Annotated in this window: 18 protein-coding genes and 1 pseudogene; 11 read left to right on the top strand and 8 right to left on the bottom strand. The window is 75.7% G+C overall.

Features of this window, described 5'->3' with window-relative positions; all coding sequences use genetic code 11:
- Positions 1-5: 5 nt before the first annotated feature.
- On the top strand, positions 6-698 hold the full coding sequence (locus IPL61_35220; protein MBK9036443.1) for a sulfite oxidase-like oxidoreductase: 693 nt from the start codon (positions 6-8) through the stop codon (positions 696-698).
- Positions 695-2,179, top strand: coding sequence for a hypothetical protein (locus IPL61_35225; GenBank protein MBK9036444.1), 1,485 nt, complete (start codon positions 695-697; stop codon positions 2,177-2,179). The genes IPL61_35220 and IPL61_35225 overlap by 4 nt, the downstream gene beginning before the upstream one ends.
- Here the strand turns inward: IPL61_35225 and IPL61_35230 are convergent.
- Both IPL61_35230 and IPL61_35235 read right to left on the bottom strand, forming a co-directional pair.
- A complete protein-coding gene (locus IPL61_35230; protein MBK9036445.1) occupies positions 2,173-2,922 on the bottom strand; it encodes an EI24 domain-containing protein in 750 nt (249 codons plus the stop codon). The two genes, IPL61_35225 and IPL61_35230, sit on opposite strands and share 7 nt — an antisense overlap.
- Before the next feature lie 96 nt (positions 2,923-3,018).
- Positions 3,019-3,561 (bottom strand): hypothetical protein, encoded by a 543-nt coding sequence (locus IPL61_35235; GenBank protein ID MBK9036446.1) that lies wholly within the window; start codon positions 3,559-3,561, stop codon positions 3,019-3,021.
- A gap of 179 nt (positions 3,562-3,740) precedes the next feature.
- On the opposite strand from IPL61_35235, the pseudogene IPL61_35240 reads away from it, so the two are divergent.
- Positions 3,741-5,495: pseudogene (locus IPL61_35240) on the top strand (hypothetical protein).
- 51 nt (positions 5,496-5,546) lie between these two features.
- On the opposite strand, the gene IPL61_35245 reads toward IPL61_35240, so the two are convergent.
- Positions 5,547-7,157, bottom strand: a complete 1,611-nt coding sequence (locus IPL61_35245; GenBank protein MBK9036447.1) for a YdiU family protein — start codon at positions 7,155-7,157, stop codon at positions 5,547-5,549.
- Positions 7,158-7,299: 142 nt separating this feature from the next.
- Here IPL61_35245 and IPL61_35250 point away from each other — a divergent pair, with 142 nt between their 5' ends.
- A complete protein-coding gene (locus tag IPL61_35250; GenBank protein ID MBK9036448.1) occupies positions 7,300-7,470 on the top strand; it encodes a hypothetical protein in 171 nt (56 codons plus the stop codon).
- Between the two features lie 23 nt (positions 7,471-7,493).
- Here IPL61_35250 and IPL61_35255 read toward each other — a convergent pair whose 3' ends face one another.
- The 3 genes from IPL61_35255 to IPL61_35265 form a co-directional block, all read right to left on the bottom strand.
- Positions 7,494-7,898 (bottom strand): putative zinc-binding protein, encoded by a 405-nt coding sequence (locus tag IPL61_35255; GenBank protein MBK9036449.1) that lies wholly within the window; start codon positions 7,896-7,898, stop codon positions 7,494-7,496.
- Positions 7,899-7,973: 75 nt separating this feature from the next.
- Complete coding sequence (locus tag IPL61_35260; protein MBK9036450.1) at positions 7,974-8,492, bottom strand: hypothetical protein; 519 nt, start codon at positions 8,490-8,492, stop codon at positions 7,974-7,976.
- A gap of 11 nt (positions 8,493-8,503) precedes the next feature.
- A complete protein-coding gene (locus tag IPL61_35265; protein ID MBK9036451.1) occupies positions 8,504-9,214 on the bottom strand; it encodes a hypothetical protein in 711 nt (236 codons plus the stop codon).
- 83 nt (positions 9,215-9,297) lie between these two features.
- Between IPL61_35265 and IPL61_35270 the strand changes: the two genes are divergently transcribed.
- From IPL61_35270 to IPL61_35300, 7 genes are all read left to right on the top strand, one after another.
- Positions 9,298-12,195 (top strand): PD40 domain-containing protein, encoded by a 2,898-nt coding sequence (locus IPL61_35270; GenBank protein ID MBK9036452.1) that lies wholly within the window; start codon positions 9,298-9,300, stop codon positions 12,193-12,195.
- Entirely contained in the window at positions 12,152-12,871 is a 720-nt protein-coding gene (locus tag IPL61_35275; protein ID MBK9036453.1) for a DUF4266 domain-containing protein, read from the top strand. The genes IPL61_35270 and IPL61_35275 overlap by 44 nt, the downstream gene beginning before the upstream one ends.
- Entirely contained in the window at positions 12,856-13,947 is a 1,092-nt protein-coding gene (locus IPL61_35280; protein MBK9036454.1) for a DUF3570 domain-containing protein, read from the top strand. Before IPL61_35275 ends, IPL61_35280 begins: the two co-directional genes overlap by 16 nt.
- Positions 13,948-13,955: 8 nt before the next feature.
- Entirely contained in the window at positions 13,956-14,495 is a 540-nt protein-coding gene (locus IPL61_35285) for a hypothetical protein (protein MBK9036455.1), read from the top strand.
- On the top strand, positions 14,495-16,975 hold the full coding sequence (locus tag IPL61_35290) for a hypothetical protein (protein MBK9036456.1): 2,481 nt from the start codon (positions 14,495-14,497) through the stop codon (positions 16,973-16,975). The genes IPL61_35285 and IPL61_35290 overlap by 1 nt, the downstream gene beginning before the upstream one ends.
- A complete protein-coding gene (locus IPL61_35295; GenBank protein ID MBK9036457.1) occupies positions 16,972-17,931 on the top strand; it encodes a hypothetical protein in 960 nt (319 codons plus the stop codon). The genes IPL61_35290 and IPL61_35295 overlap by 4 nt, the downstream gene beginning before the upstream one ends.
- A gap of 388 nt (positions 17,932-18,319) precedes the next feature.
- Positions 18,320-18,895 carry a hemerythrin domain-containing protein gene (locus tag IPL61_35300; protein MBK9036458.1) on the top strand — a complete coding sequence of 192 codons (576 nt, stop codon included), beginning with the start codon at positions 18,320-18,322 and terminating at the stop codon, positions 18,893-18,895.
- Between the two features lie 568 nt (positions 18,896-19,463).
- On the opposite strand, the gene IPL61_35305 is transcribed toward IPL61_35300, so the two are convergent.
- Both IPL61_35305 and IPL61_35310 read right to left on the bottom strand, forming a co-directional pair.
- Positions 19,464-20,705 carry a Rieske 2Fe-2S domain-containing protein gene (locus IPL61_35305; protein MBK9036459.1) on the bottom strand — a complete coding sequence of 414 codons (1,242 nt, stop codon included), beginning with the start codon at positions 20,703-20,705 and terminating at the stop codon, positions 19,464-19,466.
- A 212-nt stretch (positions 20,706-20,917) separates the two neighbouring features.
- Positions 20,918-22,291: a nitronate monooxygenase gene (locus IPL61_35310; protein ID MBK9036460.1), complete on the bottom strand. Its 1,374-nt coding sequence runs from the start codon at positions 22,289-22,291 to the stop codon at positions 20,918-20,920.
- Between the last annotated feature and the right edge of the window lie 99 nt (positions 22,292-22,390).

Consider the following 22,390-nt stretch of genomic DNA (forward strand, 5'->3'; position numbering starts at 1 on the left):
GCGCCATGGCCGATGACGACAAGCTGGCGCGCATCGTGGAAGCGCGGATGAAGCTGCGCGACCGGTTCCAGCGCGACATGACCGCGACGCCGTCGCTGGCCGACGACGCGCCCCAGGGCACCGGGCCCCGCAACCGCCACGGCATGCCGCAGCTGCCGCCCGATCAGTACGAGACCAAGAAGTGGCCGGTGCTCGATCTGGGCCTGAAGCCAGAGGTGCCGAAGGCGACCTGGCGGCTCACGATCGACGGCACCTGCGCGGCCCCGCGGGCGCTGGCCTGGGCCGACCTCGAGGCGTTCGAGCAGGTCGAGGACGTCAGCGACTTCCACTGCGTGACCAAGTGGTCGCGCATGAACATGCGCTGGCGCGGCGTGCGCCTGGCCGACGTCCTCGCGGCGGCCGAGCCGCACCCGAGCGCGCGCTTCGTCCTGTGCCACGCCTACGACGGCTACACCACCAACCTGCCGCTGGCCGAGGCGCTCAAGCCCGACGTCCTGCTGGTCCACACCGTCGACGACGCGCCGCTGCCGGTCGAGCACGGCGGCCCGTGCCGGGTGATCACGCCGCAGCTGTACGCGTGGAAGGGCGCCAAGTGGGTGTCGCGGCTCGAGCTCCTCGACGACGATCGCCCGGGCTTCTGGGAGGAGCGCGGCTACTCCAACACCGCGTACCCCTGGCGCAACGATCGCTACTCGTGACCGCGCGCGCCACCCTCGCCCGCGTCGCCGGCGTCGCCGTCGCGCTCGCCGCCTGCCAGACCCAGCCCGGTCCGGACCTGCAGGTGCTGACCGAGACCGCGCGCCCGCGCTGGAGCGACGGGCTGCCGCGGACCTCGGCGATCTTCGACGGCACGACCGTGCGCCTGCGCGGCGCCCGCGGCGAGACCCTCGGGCTCGAGATCGTGCGCACCGCGCGCGCGCCGGTCGACGTGACCGTCGCGATCGACGGCGTCGACGTCCACGGCTTCACGGTCGACCACGCCCGCGTCGATTCGCCGTCGACGTCGCTGTACGGGCGCAGCCGCGGCCCCGGCGGCTACCCCGATCGCCTGACCCCGGTCGTCGGCCCGATCGCCACGCCGCGCATGGCCTACGTCGACGTCGCGATCGCGGCCGACGCCGCGGTCGGCCTGCACCGCGGCACGCTCGCGGTCGACGACACGCGCTACGCGATCGAGCTGACCGTCGAGCCGCTGACGCTGCCGCCGCTCGACCGCGCGCCGTGGGTGTGGGCCTACTACGACGCGCGCGAGATCAAGCGCGTCACCGGCGCGACCTACGACGACGTCGTCCTCGCCGCCGAGCGCCGCTACGCCGCGCTGTTCCGCAGCTACGGCGTGATCGCGTCGCCCGAGCTCACCGCCGACAGCTGGCCCCTGCGGCGCGACCTGATCGCGGGCCTGCGGTACGTGCCGGTGCTGTTGCCGCGCGAGCCCGACGCGCTCGCGGCCGAGGTCGCCGGCTGGATCGAGCGCACCGCCGGCGCCGGGGTCGTGCCGTTCGCGATCCCGGTCGACGAGCCGCGCACCGCCGACGCCGAGGCCGCGGTCCGCGACCTGAGCGCGCGGGTCCGCGCCGCCGGCGGCGGGCCCGGCCGCTTCCTCTACGCCGTCACCCACGGGCCGAGCCCCGCGCTCGGCGACGCCATCGACGTCTACGTCGCGTCCGACGCGGTCCGGCGCGGCGTCGCGCCGCCGGCCCAGGCCTGGACCTACAACGGCGCGCCCGGCTGGGCCGGCGCGATGGTCGTCGACGCCGCGCACGACGGCACGCTGCGGTCGTGGGGCTGGCTCGGCTTCGCCTACGACCTCCCGATCTGGTACGTGTGGGACGCGCTCTACTGGCGCGACCGCCACAACCGCGGGCGCGATCAGGCGCCGGAGCACGACCTCGCCCGCGCGCCGATCACCTTCGACGACGGCGAGGACCACGGCGCCCTCGACGGGGTCCTCGCCTACCCGGGCCCGCTGCCGTCGCTGCGCCTGGCCCAGCTCCGCCGCGGCCTGACCGATCGGCTGTTGCTCGAGGCCTACGCCGCCCGCGCCGGCCGCCCCGCCGCCCTCGCGCTGGTGCGCGAGCTCATCCCGACGGCGGGCCCGCCGCGCTGGCCCGCCGACGACGCCGCCTGGGAGCGCGTGCGCCTGCGGCTGCTCGACGCCGCCGTGGCCGCCGCTCACTGACCGGGCGGGCGCGGGCCTTCGAGGTCGGCGGTGGCGAGCGTCGCGCCGACGGTGCCGAGGCCGAGCGTGATCAGGTTGACCCTGGGCACCAGCAGCAGCGCGGCGACCGCGGCGCCGAGGCCGAGCCCGCGGCGTCGATCCTGCGCGAGGTGCGCGCGCACGGCCCGACGACCGAGCCCGCGCGACGCGAACGCGGCCTCGTAGCAGTCGACGGCGGCGCCGCGCATGGTCAACCAGACGGCGATCGCGCCCGCGGCGATGCCGCCGATCACCGGCACCAGCGACAGCGCGAACAGCAGCACCGCGATGACCGCGGTCGCGAGCACGCGGCCCAGCCCGACCACCGCGCCCACCAGCGCGTCGCGCAGGAACGCCAGCGCGCCGGCCGGCGGCCGCACCCGGCCGGTGTGGCGCGCGTCGACCGCGGCGGCCAGGAGCTCGTTGAACGGCCCCGCGACCACGCCCACCACCGGCACGAACAGCACCAGCGCGACCACGCCCAGCGCGATCACCGTGAGCGCCCAGACCAGCCCGCTGGCCCAGCGCTCGATCGCGCTCGGCATCCAGCCGGCGACCCAGTCGACCAGCGGGCCGGCGATCGCGGCGACGGCGACGACCGCCCCCGCCAGCACGATCAGCGCGACCAGCGCCGGCGCGATCGCCCAGATCCACAGGCCCGGGTGCGCCCGCAGGAAGCGGAAGCCGTCGCTCACGTCGCGCGCGCCTCGCGCGAAACCGGTCATCGCGCGAACGTAGCGCACCAGCGCCGCGACGACGCGCACGCCGGCGCCCGATCGACGCGGCGCAGCGCACGCGTCCGGAATCGCCGACGCCCAGGGCTACGGGGTCGCCAGCGCGCCGACGAAGCGCCCGGCGTACGTCGTCGCCGCGCCGCGCTCGGGATCGGCCTCGGGGTAGCACCGGATCTCGTACGTGCCCTCGAGCCGCGCCCCCGGCGTCAACCGGCCATCGGTGGGTCCGGCGGTGATCCGGATCGCCCCGGCGTCGTCGGCGCCGGTCATGCACCGCACGCCGGCGGCGGTCGTGACCGTGGCCCGGGTCGCGCCGCGATCCCACGCGAAGCCGAGCGGGTAGTCGCCGGGGCCGCCCAGCCGGACGATCACCAGCGCGAGCTCGGCCGGCGACGCCCCGGCGATCGTCCCGTGGAGATCGGTGCGACCGCCGTCGAGCGACTGCGCGATCACCAGCTCCGCGATCGCTGGCTCGGCGGCCTCGGGTTCAGCGCTCGACGCGCCGGCCGGGCCTCCGCCGGCGTCGAGGTCGGTCGACGCGGTCGGCGCGATCGGCGCCGGCCCGTGCCGGCACGCGCCCACGAGCGCCAGGACCGACAGCAGGGACAGCACGGGACCACGCGACGCCATCGGTCGATCATGCCGAAGGGACCGCGCGCGCGCTACTGGGCCGACCGCGCCGGCGCGGCGACTTGACGACGGTCAACCGCGCTCGACCTACCGCGCGGCGGCGCCCGCGTCGACGGACGATCGACCGGACGTGCGCGCATCGCGGCGCTACGCTGGGCTGTCCCCTCAGGAGGCCGCCTGTGCATGTCGACAACCGACAGCTGGTCGCGCAATGGGCGTACGACACCCACGCGGTGCTCGCGCGCTTTCACCTCTGGCTCGAGGCGGTCGAGATCGAGCGAGCGCAGCGCGACGAGGTTTCGAGCCGCGCGTTCCCGCCGCGCGGCATCACCCGCGGCCTGGCCATGACCGCGGCGGCGACCGCCCTCGGCACGCGCCTGTTCGGCCATTTCGGCGAGGGGCTCGGCGTCGACAAGATCACGTACAACCAGGTCAAGAAGGCCGCCGACGCGGTCTCGGCCTACGCGATGAGCGAGGGCCTGTGGCACCTGACGCGCGCCCTGCCCGAGAACCACGCGGTGATGGTGTCGCTCGGTGAGGGCCTGATGCCCAAGGCCGGCGAGACGCCCGAGATGGGCGCGAACCCGCTGCTCGGCTTCGGGCGGGTCTACGCCCGGCCCGAGGTGGCGCGCGTCGTCGACGACGCGGTCCGGCGGCTGCTCAACGACCCGACCTGGCGCTTCGACGACTTCCGCGCGCGCCTGCGCGAGCGCGGCATCACCGTGTGGGGCGCCGCGGTCGACACGCTCGAGAACACCTCGCGCTTCGCCGAGGGCCACGAGGTCGGCCCGATGACGGTGCTGCACCTGTTCGACACGCCGCTGCGCGTGACCCGCCCGTACGAGGCGTACATGGGCTGCCTGACGGTGCCGCGCCCGGTCGTGGCCGAGGCCGCCGCGCGCTCGCGCCTGCTCGACTTCCGCACGCCGCGGGCCGAGGTGCTCGACGCGATCGAGCGCGCGTACCCCGGGATCGCCCGCGCCCACGTCCACGTGTGGACGCTGCGCGGCAAGAGCCGGGCGGTCCGGCTGGCGCGGCTGTGGGACGAGTGGACCGCGCTCGGCGTCCACCTGGTCGAGGACGGCTGGCGGGCGCCGTCGGGCGTGCCGGTGTTCGTCGACTCGGGCACGTACGCGCCGACGTTCCTGGTCGGATCGTGGCGCGACGACGCCGGCGCCACCCACGTGTTCCTGTGCGACGGCTACGCGGCGTCGGCCGAGGCGGTGCAGGCGGCGAGCCTGGCCGAGGTGCTCGACGTCGACGCGACGATGGCGCCGTTCTCGTCGACGTTCGAGGGCGACCTCGACGAGGAGGACCGGCTGATGCGGCTCGACCCGGCCGCGCCCGACTTCGCCGCCGCGGTCGCCGCGGTCACCGGCTCGCCCGACGCGCGCCGGGCGGACCGGGTCGCCGCGTCGATCCGCGACGCCGCCAGCGCCGAGATCCCGCTCGGGCACCGTGCCCTGCGCGCCGACGATCTCATGCCCGACAAGGGCTGGCGCGTGCTCGCGGCCATCGGCCACATCGGCGACGACCCGTACACGGGCGCGCCCGGCGTCGAGCGCCTCGCCGACGATCGCTACCGCGTGACCACCAGCCTCGCGACCCACGCCGCGCGGTCGCGGGTGAGGTTCACGGTCCGGCTGCTCGACGGGCTCGAGGGCGCGCGCCAGGTGTGGAGCCCGCTGCTGGTGCGGTTCCTGACCGGCACCGACTACCTGCACCGGCCGGCCAAGATCTCGTACTCGGGGCGGATCCGGAACGAGCTCCAGACGATGTTCTCGACCGCGCTCGACCACGACGGCGACCGCATCCGCGTGTGCTTCGATCGCATCGACGAGCGCGTGCTGCCGCCGGCCGGCAAGGCCGCGCTGCGCCGGGCGCTGACCTGGTACCGCGAGCACCACCCGGCGTGGTTCGGCTGGCTCGAGCTGGCCGACGACGCGCCCGCCGGCGCGATCCACGGTGACGCCCAGGCGGCCCGCTCACGTCCCGCAGAAGGTCCGGTGCGTGCGCTCGACGGCGTCGGGCGGCGCGTCGGCCAGCGCGGCGTGCGCGGGGTGCGCGTCGAACGGGCGGGCCAGCACCTCGAGCAGCGCCTCGAACGGGCGCAGATCGTCGCGCTCGACCGCGGCGGTGAGCGCCTCCTCGACGCGGTGGTTGCGGGCGATGTACGCCGGGTTGGTCGTGCGCATGCGCGCCGCGGCGCCGGCGCCGTCGTCGCCGAGCCGCGCCCGCCAGCGGGTCAGCCACGGCGCGAACGCCCCGGCGGGCGCCAGCGCCTCGAGGCGATCGCTGTCGCACACCGCGGCGGTCCCGAGCGCGCGGAACGCCAGCGTGAAGTCGACGCGGTGCGCGGCCAGGACCGCGAGGAAGTCGTCGATCAGCGGGGCGTCGGCGGCGGTCGGCGCCGCCAGCCCGAGCTTGGCGCCCATGGCCGCGACCCAGCGCGCGCGGAACGCCGGCTCGAACCCGTCGATGAGCGCGGTGGCCTTGGCGACCGCGGCCGCGGGATCGGGATCGATCGCGGGCAAGAGCGTCTCCGCGAGCCGGGCCAGGTTCCACTGGGCGACGCGCGGCTGGTTGCCGTAGGCGTAGCGCCCGCCGTGATCGATCGAGCTGTAGACGGTCTCCGGATCGTAGCTGTCCATGAACGCGCACGGCCCGTAGTCGATCGTCTCGCCGGAGATCGCGACGTTGTCGGTGTTCATCACGCCGTGGATGAAGCCGACCGCCATCCACTGCGCGATCAGCGCGGCCTGCCGCTCGACGACCGCGGTCAAGAGCGTGGTCGCGCGCTCGGCGGGCTCGACCGGCCACGGCCCGTGGCGCTCGAGCGCGTAGTCGGTCAGCCGCGCGACCATGTCGTGCTCGCCCCGGGCCGCGAAGTACTCGAAGGTGCCGACCCGCAGGTGACTGGCGGCGACGCGCGCGACGACGGCGCCGGGCAGCGGGCGCTCGCGCCACACCGACTCGCCGGTCGTCACCACCGCGAGCGCGCGCGTGGTCGGCACGCCGAGCCCGGCCATCGCCTCGCCCATCACGTACTCGCGCAGCATCGGGCCGAGCGTGGCCTTGCCGTCGCCGCTGCGCGCGAACGGCGTCGGGCCCGAGCCCTTGAGCTGCAGATCGAAGCGACGCCCGGCGCCGTCGACCAGCTCGCCGAGCAGCAGCGCCCGGCCGTCGCCGAGCCGGGGCGAGAAGCCGCCGAACTGGTGGCCCGCGTACACCAGGGCGATCGGCGTCGCCCCGTCGGGCACGTCGACGCCCGCGAACAGCCGGGCCCCGGCGTCGCCCTCGAGCGCCTCGACGTCGAGCCCCAGCGCCGCGGCCAGCTCGCGGTTGACGCGCACCAGGCGCGGCGCCGGCGCCGCCGCCGCGCGGGCGGCGACGTAGGCGCCGGTCAGCGCCTGGGCGTACGTAGGTTCGGCGAAGCGGATCGTGGGCGGTCGCAAGCCCGCCGTATAGCGCGCGCGCCGCCCGGTCGCAGCCGTTCGCGGAGGCGCTGGCGAGAGGACGGGATCCTGGGTCGCAAGACGTTGGATTCGATGCGATTTCTGGAGCTGCCGCGTCCGAGCGGGCCTGAAGAATCGCATCGTGGGTTGGCGTGCGTGGCACTGGCCTGCTGCCGGTGGGACTCCCCGCGGAGCCGTCGAAGGCCGCGCTGTTGGCGGTCGATCGTTCGGTGACGCGGACGGCGCCACGCCGATCGGGTCGGCCGCGTCGAAGGCCGCGCTGTTGGCGGTCGATCGTTCGGTAGCGGCCCGCGCGCAACGCCGCGCGCAGTCGGCCGCGCGCCGAGGCGAGGCCCGGCAGCTCAGCGCCGCCCACGAGGGGCTCGTTGCCGACGCGGCCGAGACGGTGATCGGCGCGTTCCACCACCACGGCGTGCAGCAGGTGGGCGAGTAGCCCGGCCTCGGCGCTCGTCGTGGTCATGGCGCCGATGGTGGTGCAACGGGCGCGTCCGCGCTGGCCGCCGCCAGCGCCGCGACCTGCGCCACCAGCGCCGCCAGCAGCTCCTCGGCCTGGACCGGATCGAAGTCCATGTGCTGGCGCTTGGCGACGCCGAGTTCGGTCAACGTGACATGCACCACCGGCTCCAGCCCATGCCGGCTCAGGCAGCGCCGCGCGCAGTGCAGCGGGCAGCCGTCGAGCGCCACCAGCGGCCGCGCGCCGCGGCGCGCGACCCGCACGATCGGCTCGACGTCGCCGCCGAGCCCGGCCACGCACGACATCTCGGCGACGCCGGCGCGGTCGAGCCGCACCGCCAGGTGGTTGGCGAGCTGCGCCGCGCTCGAGCACCCCGAGCACGCGTACACCAGCGGACCGGTCGGCATGGACGACGACCTTCGCAGGCCCGCGCCAGGGGCGGCTTGACGGCGGTCAAGTCGCCGGCCGCGGCGACGCGGCCCTCAGCGCCTGGCCACGAAGGACCAGTCGCCGCAGCGCAGCGCGCCGGCCTGGTCGGTGAGCACAGCGTGGGCCATCAGCGCCACGCCATCCAGGCCGGTGTCCTCGGTGATCGCGAACAGGCCGGCGGAGACCTGCAGGCCATCCTGATCGCTGAAGCCCATGCGGCCGCGATACAGCGCGAGCTCGGCGCCGCCACGCGCGACGACCAGCTCGAGCTGCGGATTGGCCGCGGCGGTGGGATCGTCGGGATCGCCAGGGATGATGCCGGTCGTGGCGACCGCGAAGACCAGCATCGCCGAGCCCTGCGGGCCGACGACTAGCGGCACCTCGGCGCCGGCGGCGGCGGCCTCGAAGCGGCGCACCTCACCCAGCGCGCCGGTGCACGCCACGCCGGCGTCGGTGACGCAGCGGCCGATGGTCAGGCTCTGGGTATCGCACGGCGGGGGAGCGTCGCGGGGCGGCGCGTCGATCGGTGCCGCGTCGGGGCCCGCGCACGCAGCTGCGGCGACGGCGACCAAGGCTTCGCGGATCATGGCACCTCCACCACCAGCCACGACTCGTATTCGCTCGGCGGGCGCCACACCATCACCGAGAAGGCCGCGCCGCTCAGGTTGGTCGAGCGCAGCACCAGCAGATCGCCCGGGCCAGCGCTGGGATCGGCGCCGGCCAGCACCCGAACGAATGGGTTGTAGCCGCTCTGGCCGGCCTCGTCGTCGATGGTGGCGGCGATGAGCTGCTCGCGGCCGTCGGGGCCGCGCACCAGCAGCTCGTGGCGGGTGCGGCTGCCGGTCTCGTCGTAGTTGGGGACGTACATCGCGACGTCGCCCGTCACGTCGGCGCAGAGCTCGATCGCGAACTCCGCGTAGGCGCCTGGCCCGACCAGGAAGTGCTCGCCGTGGACCAGCGCGGCGGGGCCCAGCGGGTGCGGCTCCTCGCCGGGTTGCCACCGGCCGTCACCGTTGGTGTCGTCGACGAACGTCCGGTCGTCGCACAGCGTGGCGTCGCCGCCACCGGCCCCGGTCTCGTGCAACAGCGGGTAGCGGCCGTCCGGGCGCGGCGAGCCCTGGCGCCCTTGCACGAACAGCCGGTGGCGTCCTGGCCCGGCCAGGCACGTCGGCGCGGTGGTGACCGCGTCGGCGTCCGCGGTGACGCTGGCGTCGGCGTCACCGCCGGGTCCGGCCGGGGTCCCGCACGCGCCAAGGGCGAGCGCAGCGATGATCACCGGGGCGGCCCCGTGCATGCGGTCACGCTGGCACGAGCCGGTGAGCCGTGACTTGATCGCCATCAAGTCGCGACGCGGTCGCACCGCTAGGTTGCTCGAGCGTGCGTCGCCTCGTCTCGATGATCCTGCTCGGCGTGACCTCCGCGTGTCCGGCCGCGTCGGGCCCGGACCGGTTCGTCGACGAGGCCGCGCCGGTGCTCGAACGCCGCTGCCTGGCTCCGGCCTGCCACGGCGTCGCGCCAGGCGCGATCGACGCCGGCGAGGTCATCGACCGACGGTTCTTCTTCGTCGACGTCGACGCGCAAGGGCGCATCCGCGATCCCGAGGCCGCCTACGCCAACGTGCTCGCGCGCATCAACACCGTCGAGAGCGCGGCGTGGTCGACGCTCCTGCGCAAGCCGCTGGCGCTCGCCGAGGGTGGGGTCGCCCACGCGGGTGGCCACCCGCTCGGCCGCGCGAGCGACGACTGGCTGACGCTGCGGGCGTGGGTCGAGGGCGAGTCGGCGGGCGGCGAGGGCGCGCCACGCGCCGCGCTGACGCCGCTCCAGGCGCAGTTCGCCGACACCGTGCTGCCGGTGCTGCGCGATCGCGGCTGCATGCTGGCCCGCTGCCACGGCGCCGCGCAGTTCGGCGGGCTGCCGCTGGTCCCGCCGATGGACGGCGCCGGGGGCGCGTCCTCGGTCGCCGAGATCCGCGCCAACCACCACAGCGCGCGGGCCAACCTCGCGCTGGTCGGGGACGCGGCGCGCTCCCGGCTGCTGCGCAAGGCGCTGCCCCTCGACGCCGGCGGCATCCCCCACCGCGGCGGCAACGACGGCTTCTTCCCGGCGGTCGGCGGGCGGGCACCGCTCGATGATCCCGGCGCCCAGGCGATCCTGGCGTGGGCCGCGGCCGAGCGCTCGGCGCTGGGCGCGCCGGCCGACGTGCAGGGCGTGGTGTTCGTGCGTGGGCCGATCGCGCCGCGTACGCCGCTCGATCTCGACCCGTACCAGCCCGACTCCGACGTGTGGTTCTACCCGGGCCTGACCCCTGGGGCGTCGCCGGTCAACCTGACCGCGGCGGTCCACGCCGGGCCGGCGGAGATCCGCGATCCGGCGGTCAGTCACGACGGCCGGCGGGTGGCGTTCGCGATGCGACGCAGCGCCGACGACTGCTTCGCGCTGTGGGAAATCGGCATCGACGGCGCCGGGCCGCGCCAGCGCACCAGCCCGCCGTGCGTCGCGTCGAACCGCAGCCACGATCGATGGCCGACCTGGGGGCCCGGCGACCGCCTGTACTTCGCCTCGACCCGCGCCGGTCACCGCGACGAGTCCGGACGCCGGCCCGACGTCGAGCTGTTCCGCCTCGACGCCGCTGACCAGCCGGTGCGGCTGACGTTCACGCCGACCCCCGAGCTCACGCCCAGCTTCCTCGCCACGGGTGAGTTCCGCGGCTCGCTGGCGTTCACCACCGTCCGCCAACTCGCGGCCGGGCCGCGCGGCGCGGTGTTCCGGTTCCCGCCGGATCACGATCGCGGCGCGCACTTGCAGCCAGAGTACCACCCACACCACGGCCAGACCGCGCCGGCGCCGCTGGTGCTCGGACTGCGCGAGCTGCCCGACGGCCGCGACGTCGCGATGCTGCTCGGCTTCGACGATCGCTGGCAGGGCGGGCGGCTGGCCGTCGTCGAGCGGCAGTTCGGCCCCGACGCCGCGACCGAGGTGGTGACGATCGACGGCTTCCGCCACGCGTGGATGGTGGTGACGCCCGAGGCCGGGGCGGCGGGCGCGCCCCTCGATGGCCTGTGGCGCGATCCCGCACCGCTGCCCGACGGCGGCCTCGTGGTGGCGCACGCCCCTGGGCCGATCGACCTGGACGCTCCGACCGCAGCGCCCGATACCGCCTTGACCCTGACCGCGATCGTCGACACGCGCGGCGGTCCGCGCCTGGGCCCCTCGACGGTGTTGTTCGACAGCCCGGGTCTGGCCGACGACCAACCTGCGATCGTGGTGGCGCGCCCGGACGAGGACGATCCCCACGCCGACGCCTGGGACGACGCCGCGACCGGGCTACTGCGCCACTCGGGCGTCGCCGCCAACGAGGCGATCAACCGCGCGCTGTCCCCGGTGGTCCCGCGCCCGATGCGCACCGACGCCGCCGCGGTGCGGCTGCTGGCGTGGCCGACCTGGGACGCCGTCCCGGCGGTGGATCCGGCGCAGATCGCCAACGGCGACCCGGCGTCGACGTGGTGGAGCAACGGCGTCCACCTGCCGCGCACGCCGCTCGACCAGCACGCCCTGGCCGCCGACGGCTCGATCGTGGCCGCGGTGCCGGCGCGGACGCCGCTCCAGCTGCAGGTGCTCGACGGCGACGGGCTCGCGATCGGCGCGCCGTCGCGGTTGTGGATCAACGTCCAGGGTGGCGAGACGTTCCCGCAGGGCACGCAGCCGGAGCACTACCCCCGCCTGTGCGCCGGCTGCCACGGCGCCCTCGACGGCGATCCCGGCCACGCGCTCGGGCCGATCGAGCCCGACGCGATCACGATGGCGTCGGTGACCCAGGCGGCGTACCGGCGCGGCGATCCGCGGCGACCGCTGCCGCCGGTGCGGCTCGGCGAGGGCGGGGCCAAGGACTTCGACTTCGGGCGTGACCTGGCGCCGAGCCTCGCGCGGTCGTGCGCGGTCGTGGGATGCCACGCTGGCGCGGCGCCGGTCGGCGGCCTCGACCTGACGCCGACGCCGACCGCGTACTACGACGCCGCCTACGAGGCGCTGCAGGCGTGGGGGCCGGGCTCGACCGGTGGCAAGCGCTACGTCGACGAGCGCGGCGCCAGCGCCCGCGGTTCGTACCTGATGGAGAAGCTGCTCGGCAAGGAGCTGGCTGCGCCGCGAGCGCTCGCCGGCCGCTGCCCACCGGCCGGCGCGCCGGTGCCGCCGCTCGACCCCGACGTAATCGCCGCCTTCGCCCGGTGGATCGATGGTGGCGCGGTGTACCGAGCGCCGCGGGTGGAGGTGCCATGACCGGGACGCGAGCCGCGGGGGCGCTCGCGATCGTCGTCGTGGCCGGCTGCGCGCTCGAGCCGCCGCCGCCGGTCGCGCTGCCGGCGGGCGACCCCGCCCTGTTCGCGGCGCTGGCCGAGCCGGTGCTCGAGCGTCACTGCGCCGACGCCTCGTGCCACGCCGACGCCGACCGCGCGTTCGCGCTGTACAGCCCGGGGCGGCGCCGCGCCGATCCCGAGCGGCAGTTCCTCCACGAGCCGCTCACCGCGGACGAGCTGGCCGCCAACGCCCGCGCGGTCGCCGGCTTCGCGCTCGATCCGCTGCACGCCGGGACGGCGATCGACGCGTGCCTGGTGCTGTGCAAGCCGCTGGCGGTGCCGGCCGGCGGGTGCGGTCACGTCCCCGGCGCGCTGTTCACCGGCGCCGACGAGCGCGACTACCAGGCGCTGCGCGCGTACCTCGCGACCCTGCGCCTGCCGGAGGGTCCGTGAAGGCCGCGGCGCTGCTGGTGGCGGCGACGCTGACGCTGGGCGGCTGCGTGCGGGTACGGCCGCACGAGCGGCAGACGCTGGCGCACCCGGCGCTGGCGCAGCCGCCGTGGCCCGACGCCCAGGCCGCGCAGGACCACGTCTACCAGGTGCGCGAGGGGAGCGAGGGCGCGGTGGGCGCCGGCGGAGGCGGATGCGGCTGCAACTGATCATCGCGGCGGCGGTGGCGCTGGCCGCCGCGGAGGCGCGGGCCCAGGCCGAGGTCGCGCCGGCCGCCGTGGCCGGGGTGCGGGTCTACGCCGATGACGACCACGTGACGGTGTGGAGCCCGAGCGCGCGGGCCACGACGACGCTGCCGCGCGGCGTGGTGGTCGACGCCCACGTCGTCATCGACGCGGTGACCGCGGCGTCGATCGACGTGACGTCGAGCGCGTCGCCGTACGCGTTCGCCGAGCGGCGGCTCGAGGGCGGCGGCGGGGTGGCGGTGCCGGTGGCGGCGCAGCAGCAGGTCGGCGCCACGGTGGTCGTCTCCGACGAGCACGACTACACCTCGCTGCGGGTCGGCGGGCGCTGGCGCGGCGAGCTGGCCCGCCGCAACGCCACGCTCGAGGTCGGCTACACCGCCGGCTTCGACCAGGTCGGGCGGGCCGGCGATCCGACGTTCGCGCGTGACCGCCGCGAGCACCGCGGCGTCGTGAGCTTCACGCAGATCGTCGATCGCCGCGGCTACCTCGACCTCGTCGTCGAGGGCGTCCGCACCACCGGCTACCAGGCCAACCCCTACCGCTTCGTGCCGGTCACGATGGCCGGCGCGGTGGCCTACGCGCTGCCCGAGGCGGTGCCCACCACCCGCGCCGCGGTGGCGGCGCTGGTGCGGCTGCGGCGGGCGCTGGCCCCGGCGTGGTTCGCGCACGTCGACTACCGGCTGGCGCGCGACACCTGGGGCATCACCAGCCACACCGGCTCGGCGCGCGTCGTGCGCGCGCTCGACGACGACGACGTGCTGCTGGGCGCCGAGCTGCGCGGCTACCTGCAGGACGGCGCCAGCTTCCACCGCGCCAGCTACGCCGGCGACCTGGGCGCGCCGGTGTGGCGCACCCGCGACCACGTGCTGGGCGCGATGCACACGCTCACCGTCGGCGCCACCGCCCAGGTGCGCCTGCCGTGGCGCGGGGCCCAGGCCACCGCCGCCGCGGCGTGGCTGCGGTTCGGCTGGGGCGACGATCTGCGCCAGCGCGGCCGCGACGCCGTCGTCAGCAGCGTGACCGTGCTCGTCCCCCTGTGAGGTCCACCATGCGCGCCCTTGTCCTCGCCTCCTGCCTCGCCGCGATGTCGGCCTGCCCTGGACCGTCGTCGGCGACCATCGACGCCCGGGGCGATCTCGACTGCGGCGATCGGCTGCTGCTGTCGGTCCGCGCGCCGGAGATCGGGTACCGCCCGATCGCCGACGCCGCGGACGGCGCCGAGCTGGTGCTCGGCTTCCAGGGCTTCCGCTACGTCTACGTGCGGGCGCGGCTCGACGTCGATCCCGGCGCGATCACCGCGGCCGTGCTGGTGACGCTGGACGGCGGGACGCCGCGATCGCAGCCGGTGCAGCCGGCCTTCGGCCCGGCCGCTGGCGGCGGCGTCGAGACCGTGCCGCTGCAGGTGTTCTTCAACGACGATCCGCTGCCCGGGTTGATCGATCATGGGGTCACGCTCGAGCTGCATCTCGGCCGGCGCTGCGTCGCCGGCGGCCACACCGTGCTGCGCTACGATCCGTCGTGTGTCGAGGGGCCCGACGGGCAGCCGGTCTGCGACGGCGGCGACGGCGCGCCCGACGGAGGGCTGTGATGCGCGCGGCGGCAGTCGCGCTGGCGTTGGTCGCCGCCTGCGCCGGGCCGGCGACCCCGGCAGATCCGTGGGCACGCCGCTCGCTCAGCCCCGACGCCAACCCGTTCACGCCCGCCGATCCGCTGTACGCGCCGCAGCCGCACCGCGATCGCCCGCGCGCCGCGGCCCTGACCGGCGACGGCCGCACGCTGTACGTCGCGTTGCCAGGGACCGACGACGGCCCCGGTGACCGCGTTGCAGTGGTCGACGTCGCCGCGGGCGCGGTGCGCCGCTCCGTCGCGGTCGGTCGGGCGCCGGTGGCGGTCGCGCTGCACCCAGGGGGACGCTACCTGGTGGTGGCGAACCTGCTGTCGAACTGGGCCAGCGTGATCGACACCGCCGCCGAGCGCGTCGTGCTCGAGCACCCGGTGCCCTGGTACACGACCGCGATCGCCTTCGCGCCCGACGGCCGCACCGCGTACCTGGCCAACCGCTGGAAGGACGCGGTCGTGACCTGGGACCTCGAGGTCGCGAGTGACGGGCGGTTCGCGATCGTCGGTGACGACTACACCGCGCGCTTGCCGTGGGAGGCGATGGGCACGCCGGTCGCGACCAACCCCGAGCACCTCGCGGTCGACGGCGCAGGTCACGTCTGGGTCGGCGCCGTCGCCGGCCAGGCGGTCGACGAGCTCGCCGCCGACGCCGCGCCGCTCGGGCGCATCGACGTGCGCTCGCCGGTCGGGGGGCTGCTGGTGATCGGGCCGTGGCTGGTGGTCAGCCACATCGGCCGCGGCACCGGCTTCCCGCCGGCCGAGGGCCTCGACGGCGACGGCGATGGCGCGCCGGGCGACGGCACCGGCAACGTCATGTTCCAGGACCTGCAGAACGAGCTGTCGGTCTACGCCATCGCCGATCGCGCGCCGGTCGGCACGGTCACCAGCGACACGCTGTGCTGCCGCGACTACCGCGACGTCGATCCCGACCATCCCGATCGCGGCACCGCGATCCCGGCGCCCGAGGCCTGGCCGCCCGAGCGCGTCGACGCGCTGCCGCCGCGCGCGACCTGGATCGTCGGCGGCGCGCTGCCGACCCGGATGACGGCGCTGGGCCCGCCGCGCGACGGCCGTCAGCGGTTCGTGGTGGTGATGGCGGCGTCGAACCAGGCGCAGCGCTTCGACCTCGACCTGGCCGCCGGCGCGCTGACCGCGCCCGACGGCGACCGCCTGTACGTCACCGGCCACGCGCCGATCGACGTGGTCGCCAGCGCCGACGGCGCTACCAGCTACGTCGTCGATCGGCTCGGCGAGGACGTCACCGTGCTGACCACGGCGCTGCCACCCGACCCCGCCGCGGCGCCGGCGGGCTTCGTGGTCGGCGACGTCGCCAGCGGCCCGTTCCCGGCCACCGACGTCGAGCTGGGTGAGCTGTTCAACAACGTCACCGCGCCGCTCACCGTCGACGGCGATCAGGCGTGCGTCAGCTGCCACCGCGACGGCGGCAACCTCGACCGGGTGGTGGCGATGCCGCTGCAGACCAACCGGCTGTGGGGCTCGCGCCAGGTCCAGGCCTACCGCGGCGCGTTCGACACGCGGCCGTGGTTCCTCGAGGCGGCGATGGACGAGAACAACTTCTTCCCGGTGCTCAACGAGTTCAATCGCAAGGAGAACTTCTGCTGCGAAGGGCTCGATCCGCTGATCTGGTCGCGGTACCCGACGGTCAACGCCTGCCTCGCCGAGCCGAGCACCGCCGGCTGCGCGCACGTGCTGCACTGCACGACCGACCCACCGCCCGAGTGCGCGACGCGCGGCTATGGCTCGCCGCACCTGACCCGCAACGACTTCTTGCTGGCCGCCGCCGAGCGCCTGACCGGGCGGCGCACGACCTTCGGTGACAGCCTACGCCTGGCCGGCACGGCCGAGCCGATCGCGCTGGACTTCGACGGCGTGACCCGGGCGATCGGGCTGTTCTTGCTGGCCGCGCCGCGGCTGCCGCCCAACCCCAACCGCGCGCTCAGCCTCGCAGCCACGGCGCGCGGCCGCGCGCTGTACGAGCGGGTCGAGGTCGGGTGCGCGACCTGTCATCCGCTGCCGCTGACGACCGTCGCGATCGCGCCCGCCTTCAGCCCGGCCGGGGTCCCGGTGCGGGTGCCACCGGTGATCACGCCGTCGCTCGACCCCGCCGGCGCGATCGCCGACACGGTCACCGAGGGCTTCCGCAACACCTTCTCGGTCGGCGGCCTCGGCGCCACCGAGCAGGGCCCCGAGGGCATCCACCTCGGCATCCCGCAGCTGCGCGGCATCTGGGATCGCGCGCCGCGGTTCTTCCACGACGGCCGCGCGCGCAGCCTGCGCGAGGCGCTCGCGACGCCCGGCCACCCGGCGCTGGCGTCGGACGAGGTCGGCTTCAACCAGCGGTGGGGCCAGCCCGACACTCACGGCGGTACGTCGCAGCTGTCGCCCGAGGAACTCGCCGACCTGATCAGCTTCCTGGAGTCGCTGTGAACCGCGCGGCGGCCCTGGTCGGCGCGGTCGCGCTGGCGGCGTGCGGTGACTCGAAGCCTCCGCGCTGGGAGGTGGCGCTCGCGGACGACGGGGGACCGCTCCTGGCCGCGTGGGGTGAGCGCGCCGACGACCTCTGGCTCGTCGGGGGCGGCCCAGGCGCCGCTGGCGCGCGGGTGGTCCGCTGGACCGGCGTCGCGACCCCGGTCCTGGTCGAGCGGCCTGAGCAGCTGTGGTGGGTGTGGGGCGCTGGTGACGGTACGCGCTGGCTGATTGGCGCCGCCGGGCTGGTGCTGCGAGGCGACGAGGCCGGCTTCGCGGTGGTGTCGACCGCGACCTCGGCGACCCTGTACGGCGTGTGGGGCGCTGGCCCTGACGACGTGTGGATCGTCGGTGGGATCGCCAACGGCGCGACCGACGCCGACGACGACCTGGTGCTGCACTGGGACGGCGTCGCGCTGACCCGGCGGGCGGTGCCGGCGCGCGGCGCGGCGCTGTTCAAGGTGTGGGGCAGCGGGGCCGACGACGTCTGGATCAGCGGCGAGGCCGGCACGCTGTGGCACTGGGACGGGGTCGACTTCGACCCGTACCATCAGCCGACGGCCGCGGGCATCTTGACGATCGCGGGGTGCGGGCGCGGCGAGGCCTACGCGGTCGGCGGCAGCCACCTGTGGCGGTGGGACGGCGCGGTCTGGTCCGAGGACCGCGCGCTGCCAGCAGTGGCGCTGATCGCCGGCGTCGCGTGTGGCCCTGACGAGGTGCTGGTCGTCGGCGCGCAGGGCGTGCGGCTGCGGCGGCCGCGCGGCGGCGGCGCCTGGATCGACGAGCGCGACGCGAGCCTGGGCGATCTGCACGGCGCCTGGGTCGGTGCTGATGGCGCGATGCTGGCGACCGGCGGCGACTACCTGATCGCGCCCGGCCCCGTCCGTCGGGGCGTCGCGATCACTCGGGGGCCATGACGCCAGCCATGGGCGCGCGTGGGCGGCGGGCGTGCGCCGCGCAGCCTTCGGGCCCCGGGCTGCGCCGCCGCCGCTGCCGCCCGCGCGGCGGACTGTCGCTCGACGGCTTCGCGACGCTCCGCCCCGTCGCGGCGCGGTCGGCCACCTCAGCCGCTGTGCGCCGGGCCGCCTCGTCGGCCGCCACCCGGTCGGGGTCGGGCGCACGGAAGACTATCGATCGACGCTGCCCGATGGCGGCACGCCTCGCAAGTCGCTGAGCCGGCGGTCGGCCCTGCGGGCAGCGGCAGGTCGGATCGGAGGGCCCGGCGGCTGCGACGACCAGACCTGCGACGACCTGTCCACGACGGGGCCGTAGCCGCCGGCGCCCGTCAAGCCTAGCCTCGGAGCCATGGACCCGATCGATCTGCTGATGTCCGAGCACCGGGTGATCGAGCGCGTGCTCGATGCGCTCTTGGTGGTGGCCGACGCCTGGCGGCACGGCGGCGATGGTCGACCGACGCTGGCGCGGTTCGTTCAAGTCATCCGCGAGTACGCCGACCGTCGTCACCACGGCAAGGAAGAGGACCTGCTATTCGAGGCGATGATCGGACACGGCCTGCCACGCGAGCACGGCCCGATCGCCTGCATGCTGGGCGAGCACGAGGCCGGCCGGGCGCTGGCCGAGGCGCTCGGTCGGCGCGCCGACCAGCCGACGCCGTGGACCGACGAGGATCGCACCGACAACCTGCGCGACGCGATGGACTTCGCCGCGCTCTTGCGCAACCACATCGCCAAGGAAGATCGGGTGCTGTACCCGCTGGCGCGGCGGACACTGCCGGCGGCGACAATGGAGGCGCTCGCGGTCGCGTGCGCCGGGCGCGCGCCCGCGGCCGACGATCCGCTGCTGGCCCTGGCCAACGACCTGATCGCGCTCGGCCAGGCGACGGTCCACGATCTGGCCGGCGTCGCCGCCCGCGTGCCGTAGTCAGCGGCCGAGGCGGTGCCGGCGCCTGGCGGATCCGATCCTGAGCCGACCGCCGATTCCGACGAGGAATTCGGTCGCGCAGATCATTCAAGTGGTCGAACACGCGTGCCGCGAAACAGGCCGCTGGACCCGCTTCGGGCTCTGGATCGCACCCGCCTCGCTGCCGGCGGCCCCCACCGCCGCCCGCCGCCCGCCGCCCGCCTCGATCGCGTCGACCTGCGGGGTCGACCGAGCATCGGCCGTGCAACTCGAGCGCCCGGCGAGCCCGGCGCCGTGCCGGCCGGGCACGGTGGCGACAGCGGCGGGCGCCACCCGGTGACGAGAACGCGAGGGACAGATCGGCCGCATCAGGATGAGTCGATCCGCCTTCGTGGACGAGCGTGATGCGTGGGTCGGCCGGTTCTCGAGAACGTTGACCGCGCCTCGCCGCCGCCCGTTGCGTCGGCCGCCGACGGCCGGACGTCCGATGCGACTCGCGTGCAGGGTGCAGCCGTCGACGTTCGCCGTGAGCCGCTTGACCGGTGGCGGCGGCGGCGGCGCCGTCGCGGCGTGGTGCCCCCGACCGCGGTCACAGCACGTCGTCGCCCGGCTCGAACACCTCGGCGTGGCCGGCGCGGAAGCCAGCGAGCTCGCGGCCCTCGACCCACACCAAGCCGTCGTCGATCCACGCCGCGAACCGCGCCACCTGCGCGCCGGGGACGCCCTGGCTGTGGCCGGTCGCGAGCTGGAAGTCCCAGCCGTGGTGGGGGCACACCAGGCGATCGGTCTCGACCACGGCGTCGGACAGCGGCGCGTTGCGGTGCGGGCAGCGGCCATGGAGGACGTGGACCCGGTCGTCGACGCGCACCACCGCGACCTCGACCCCGTCGGCGAGGAAGCGCCGGGGCGCGCGCGGCGGCAGGTCGTCGAGCGCGGCCAGCGCCCAGCGGCCGTCGCGCCCGAACAGCGCCGGGCGGGGCGGCGAGGCGTCGGTCGCCAGCGCGCGGTGGCGGCAGCCGCCAGCGGCGGCGCGGCCGGGCGGCGCGGCGCCGAGCAAGAGCTGCGCGTAGCGCCGCCGCGCGGTGTCGGCCAGGTCGCGCAAGGTGCGCTCGACCTCGTCGATCCCCAGCCGAGTGGCCATCGCGTGGTTGGTCTCGGCGATGCGCTCGAACAGCGGGCTCTTGCGCGGCCGCGCCAGGTATCCGTCGAGCTCCTCGGGATCGACGTAGACCTTGTCGCTGCCGCGCCCGGCGTACAGCCGCGCCAGCGCGTCGAGGCGGACCCACTGGATGGTCGGATCGGGCGTGCGCCGAAACAGCGGGATGAGCGCGTACGGGTTGGCCGACGAGTAGCGCAGCGCCGGGTGGAGCGGTGCGACCGCGAACACCGCCTGGGCCTCGCCGCGGGCCTGATTCCCGGCGGCGGTCAGATCCTGGCAGAAGCGGATCCACGCCTCGGGTGCGACCTCGATCATCGGCACGATCACCTGGATGACGGCGTGGGCCGGGTCGCGCGCGGCGTCCTCGAACATCGCGAGGAGCGGCTCGATCTCGGCGCGCTCGGCGAGGTGGACGATGCGGCGGGTCTGGCCGCGCAGGCGCCCGCCGCGCGCGAACGGACAGAACGAGTGCGGCTCGAGGAACGCCTCAAGGTAGCGGTCGTTGCTCGTCAGCGCCGCCGCCTCGATCCCGGCGCGCAGCTCAGGCGTCAGCGGCGGCAGGGCGTCGAACGGGACCGCCGGCGCGGCCCCGGTCGCCGGGGGGCGCGGGCGACGCGGCAGGGTGGTCAGGATCGCCCGCAGCTGCGCGAGTTCGGCCGGCGAAGAGGTCATCGCGCCGAGCTTCGCACCGCTGCCCGCGCGCGACATGACGCCCGTCAACGCCATCAAGCGAGGTCGCGGCGCGCAGCCGCCGGACATGCGACGGTCACGTTGCTGGGTTCGACGGATAGCCGCGAGGCGATGGGCCGCCACGCGGATGTCGACACGACGGAAAAGCGGCGAGCAGGGGTGAGCCGCCGCGCCGCCGCCGGCGCGCGCGCGGCTCAGGCGCCCAGGTACGTGAGCACGTCACCAGCACCGAACTGCGTTCGTCCCCCGAGGAACTCCGCCAGCGCGCTCAGCTCATCGCCGCTGGTGACCAGGGGCGGCTCGACGGCGCCGCCGGCGCGCCGCTGCCCCAGCCCGACGGTGGCGGTCAGCTCGTTGCACAGGCAGCGGCGCCCATCGGTGTCCTCGCGGCGCCCGCCCTTGTCCAGGTACGCGTCGATCGGCTCACCCGGGCATCGATAGCCGACGCTGCCGTCGGCGCGCGCGTACGCGGTGCGCAGGTAGCCGAGGTCGCAGATCCGCTCGCGCACCACGCCGTGCGACGGGTCTTCGGGCCAGGTGACGATCTTGAACGGGTAGCCGGTCGGCGACACCCGCGGATCGGTGCGGATCGCGACCTCGCCGCGGCCGGCATGGGCGAGCAGCGAGCGCTTGAGCGCCGGAGCGATGCCTGACTCGTCGCACAGCGCGAACAGCGTCCCCACCTGGACCCCCGCTGCGCCCGCGGCCTGCGCCGCCCGCAACCGCCCCGGGTGACCGGCGCCGCCGGCGAGCCAGAACGGCAGCCCGAGCTGGCGCAGCACGCCGAGGTCGACCTCGTCGCGCGGCCCGTACACCGGCTCGCCGCGCTCGTCGACGCGCAGCTCGCCGCGAGGCGGCGCGTTGTGACCGCCGGCGGTCGGCCCCTCGACGACGAACCCGTCGACGCGCCCGGTGGCCTTGCGCGCCAGCATGGTCGCCAGCGCGTGGCTCGCGACGATCGCCAGGAACCGCGGCCGCACCAGCGGCGGCGGCTCGCCCGACCAATGCGCGGCCGGATCGAACGCCAGCTCGTAGGTGCGCCCCACCGGCGCGTGCTCGACGTCGAGCCGCAGCGTGCACCGCCGATGCTCGGCCAGCGCGTCGAGCACCCCAGGGATCTCGCGCGGGATCCCCGCCCCCATCAACACGTAGTCGACGCCCGCGAGCAGCGCGCCGTACAGCGTCGGCAGGGTCGGCAGCTGGATCTTGGTCAAGAGGTTGATCCCGACCGCGCCGCGGTGGCCGCGCTTGGCCAGGTACACCTCGACGAAGGCCCCCAGCATCAGCTTCTGCTGGCGCGTGATCGACATCGCGTGGTGGTACAGCGGCACCGGCCGATAGGGCGCGTCGGCCATGCGCCCCTCGGGGCGGAAGTAGCCGCGCAACATCGCGTCGGCGACGCCGGCGATCGGGAAGGCCGCCATCGCGTCGCGGAGCACGCCGTCAGGGTCGCCGTCCTGGAGCCGGCGCGCCAGCAAGGTCTCGCAGCCCACGCCGGACACCACGCCGAGGTGGCCGCGCTCGGCGACCGCGCGGGCCAACCGCCAGCCCGACACCCCCACGCCCATGCCGCCCTGGATGATCACTGGCCACGGGGCCGCGTCGACCGAGCGCTGATGCATTGGCCCAATGCTACGCCGGCCTCCACGCCGACACCGTCAGCGTCG

It is taken from the genome of Myxococcales bacterium, assembly GCA_016717005.1.
Classification (GTDB): Bacteria; Myxococcota_A; Polyangia; order Haliangiales; family Haliangiaceae; genus UBA2376.